Raw genomic sequence first — 2,793 nt, 5'->3', positions numbered from 1 at the left:
ACATTGCAACCTCCCTTGCCGACGCCCGATCAGGATCTGGCCGGCTGCCGGTGCAGTCTACGCCTGCAACCGGAAAACGAAAAAGCGGTGCGAAAAATTCCGCGCCGCTTTGGTTTCAGGCTTGGGAGGGGGAGCAATTCCAGGAAAAGTGTGAAGCGTTTAGGTTCGGCGACTTCGCCGTAACCTTCCGTTCGGAATTGCGTCAAACAAAAACTTCAGCCGCGTTTGGCGTCGATCGAGTAGGCGCCGGCGCCGGACGAGGCGAGCAGGATGAAGCCGCCGGTGATGGCGAGGTTCTTGAGGAACTGGATCATCTGCATCTGGTCGGCCCAGCCGGTATGGGCGACCAGCCCGGTGGCGATCGTGAAGATGGCGAGCACCCAGGCGGCGACACGCGTCTGGAAGCCTACGAGAATGGCAAGGCCGCCGACAAGCTCGATGAGGCCGACGACGACGGCGGTGACGGTCGGCAGCGGCAGTCCGAGGGCGCCGAAATAGCCGGCGGTGCCGGAAATGGCGGTAAGCTTGCCGAAGCCGGAAAGCAGGAAGATGACGGCAAGCAGGGCGCGGCCGAGCAGGATGGTGGTGGAATTGTTGGACGCGGTGCCGGCGGTAGCGGCGGAAGTGTTGATGGACATGGCGGGTCTCCGAGCGGGGTTGAATGCCCAGTCAGATAGACGACGAAGACCGTTCACCAAAGCTGTCTATGCGGCGACACATTGTTCACAGATTATATATTCTATGGTCGCGCCGACGGACGCGAAATTCGCGTCGCGAGAATCGGCTGCGGGAGCAAATTCTCCCGCCGCAGAATGTCACCCCGGATGCGTCATGTCCTCCGGCCGCACCAGCCGGTCGTAGTCGGCTTCGCTGACCAGTCCGGTGGCCAGAGCCTCCTCGCGCAGCGTGGTGCCGTTCTTGTGCGCGGTCTTGGCGATCTTGGCGGCGTTGTCGTAGCCGATGGTGGGGGCGAGCGCCGTCACCAGCATCAGCGAGCGCTCGAGCGCGGCCTTGATGTTGTCTTCCCGGGCCTCGATGCCGACCACGCAATTGTCGGTGAAGGACACGGAAGCGTCCGCGAGCAGTTGCACCGACTGCAGGAAATTATAGGCCATCAGCGGATTGTAGACATTGAGCTCGAAATGGCCCTGGCTGCCGGCGAAGGTGAGCGCGGCGTTGTTGCCGAACACCTGCACGCAGACCTGCGTCATCGCCTCGCACTGGGTCGGGTTGACCTTGCCCGGCATGATCGAAGAGCCCGGCTCGTTTTCCGGCAGCGAGAGCTCGCCGAGGCCCGAGCGCGGGCCGGAGCCGAGAAAGCGGATGTCGTTGGCGATCTTGAACAGCGCGGCCGCCGCCGCGTTGATCGCGCCATGCGAGAACACCATGGAATCGTGCGCGGCGAGCGCCTCGAACTTGTTCGGCGCGGTGACGAAGGAAATGCCGGTGATCGAAGCGATGCGGTCCGCCACCTTTTCCGCGAAGCCGACCGGCGCGTTGAGACCGGTGCCGACGGCGGTGCCGCCCTGCGCCAGCTCCTGCAGGCCGGGCAGCGTCATCTCGATGCGCTTGATCGACGAGACGACCTGCGCGGCATAGCCGGAGAATTCCTGGCCGAGGGTGAGGGGAGTGGCGTCCTGCGTGTGGGTGCGGCCGATCTTGATGATGTGGTTGAAGGCGCGGGCTTTGGCGGCAAGCGCCTTGTGCAGATGGTGCAGCGCGGGGATCAGGTCGTGCACGATCCGCTCGGCGCAGGCGATGTGCATGGCCGTCGGATAGGTGTCGTTCGACGACTGGCTCATATTGACGTGGTCGTTGGGGTGCACCGGCTTCTTCGAGCCCATCACGCCGCCGAGCATTTCGATCGCCCGGTTTGAGATCACCTCATTGGCGTTCATGTTGGACTGCGTACCGGAGCCCGTCTGCCAGACGACGAGCGGGAAGTGGTCGTTGAGCTTGCCGTCGATGACTTCCTGCGCCGCCTCGACGATCGCCTTGCCGACGGCTGGATCCAGCCGCTTCATCTCCATGTTGACCTCTGCCGCGGCGCGCTTGATGACGCCCAGCGCCCGCACGATCGAGGCCGGCTGCTTTTCCCAGCCTATTCTGAAATTGCCCAGCGAACGCTGCGCCTGCGCGCCCCAGTAGCGGTCGGCCGCCACCTCGATGGGACCGAATGTATCGGTTTCGGTTCTGGTCTTTTCAGCGCTCACGAAAGGTCTCCGCTTGTCGAATTCGGCAACGGCGTATCGCGTTGCACAAAACGCATCAAGCGAAGATTGCGGGCGAGCGGGATGCAAATCGGTTGAAGCGTGGCGCCTCTTCCTTCTCCCCTTGTGGGAGAAGGTGGATCGGCGCGCAGCGCCGAGACGGATGAGGGGTGTTGGAAGAAACGAGGCGCCAGAAAATTGAGGATTGAAAGCGCCTAGTTCTTCAACGTCGCAATCCTTCCAACGCCCCTCATCCGTCGCCTTCGGCGACACCTTCTCCCACAAGGGGAGAAGGGAAAGCGCTCACCCCATCGGCGGTCCGACAATATCGATGCCGTTCTCGGCGCAAATCCTTGTCAGCGTCTCAATCATCTCCGGCGTCGGCTCCGCCGGCGGCGGCAGGTCCGGCCGTTCGGCAGGACGGCTCGCCATGCGGACCATCGTTTCGAAATCCGAACCACGCGTGATGGTGAGCGTATGCGCGCCTTCCGGGGATTCAACCTTGAATGTGTGCGGCAGGCCTTTCGGCGTGATGACGGTCTCGCCAGTGCCGACGATCCGCTCACGGTCGTCGATCCGGAAA

At 63.1% G+C, this 2,793-nt stretch carries 3 protein-coding genes and 1 pseudogene; 1 reads left to right on the top strand and 3 read right to left on the bottom strand.

Annotated elements, in window-relative coordinates:
* Positions 1–183 (top strand): hypothetical protein (locus EOA38_RS39870; RefSeq protein ID WP_210213005.1); only part of this gene is annotated, 183 nt, incomplete at its 5' end.
* Positions 184–215: 32 nt separating this feature from the next.
* On the opposite strand, the gene EOA38_RS32670 is transcribed toward EOA38_RS39870, so the two are convergent.
* The 3 genes and pseudogenes from EOA38_RS32670 to EOA38_RS32660 all read right to left on the bottom strand — a co-directional run.
* Complete coding sequence (locus EOA38_RS32670; RefSeq protein WP_126094467.1) at positions 216–638, bottom strand: DoxX family protein; 423 nt, start codon at positions 636–638, stop codon at positions 216–218.
* Between the two features lie 177 nt (positions 639–815).
* The gene (fumC, locus tag EOA38_RS32665) at positions 816–2,213 is read right to left on the bottom strand and encodes a class II fumarate hydratase (protein WP_126094466.1); all 1,398 of its coding nucleotides are present in this window, start codon (positions 2,211–2,213) and stop codon (positions 816–818) included.
* 300 nt (positions 2,214–2,513) lie between these two features.
* Positions 2,514–2,793: pseudogene (locus EOA38_RS32660) on the bottom strand (cupin); the annotation flags it as partial.

Origin of the sequence: Mesorhizobium sp. M1E.F.Ca.ET.041.01.1.1 (genome assembly GCF_003997355.1) — a bacterium.
Lineage (GTDB): Bacteria > Pseudomonadota > Alphaproteobacteria > Rhizobiales > Rhizobiaceae > Mesorhizobium.
This window is presented reverse-complemented; position numbering and strand designations above follow the sequence as displayed.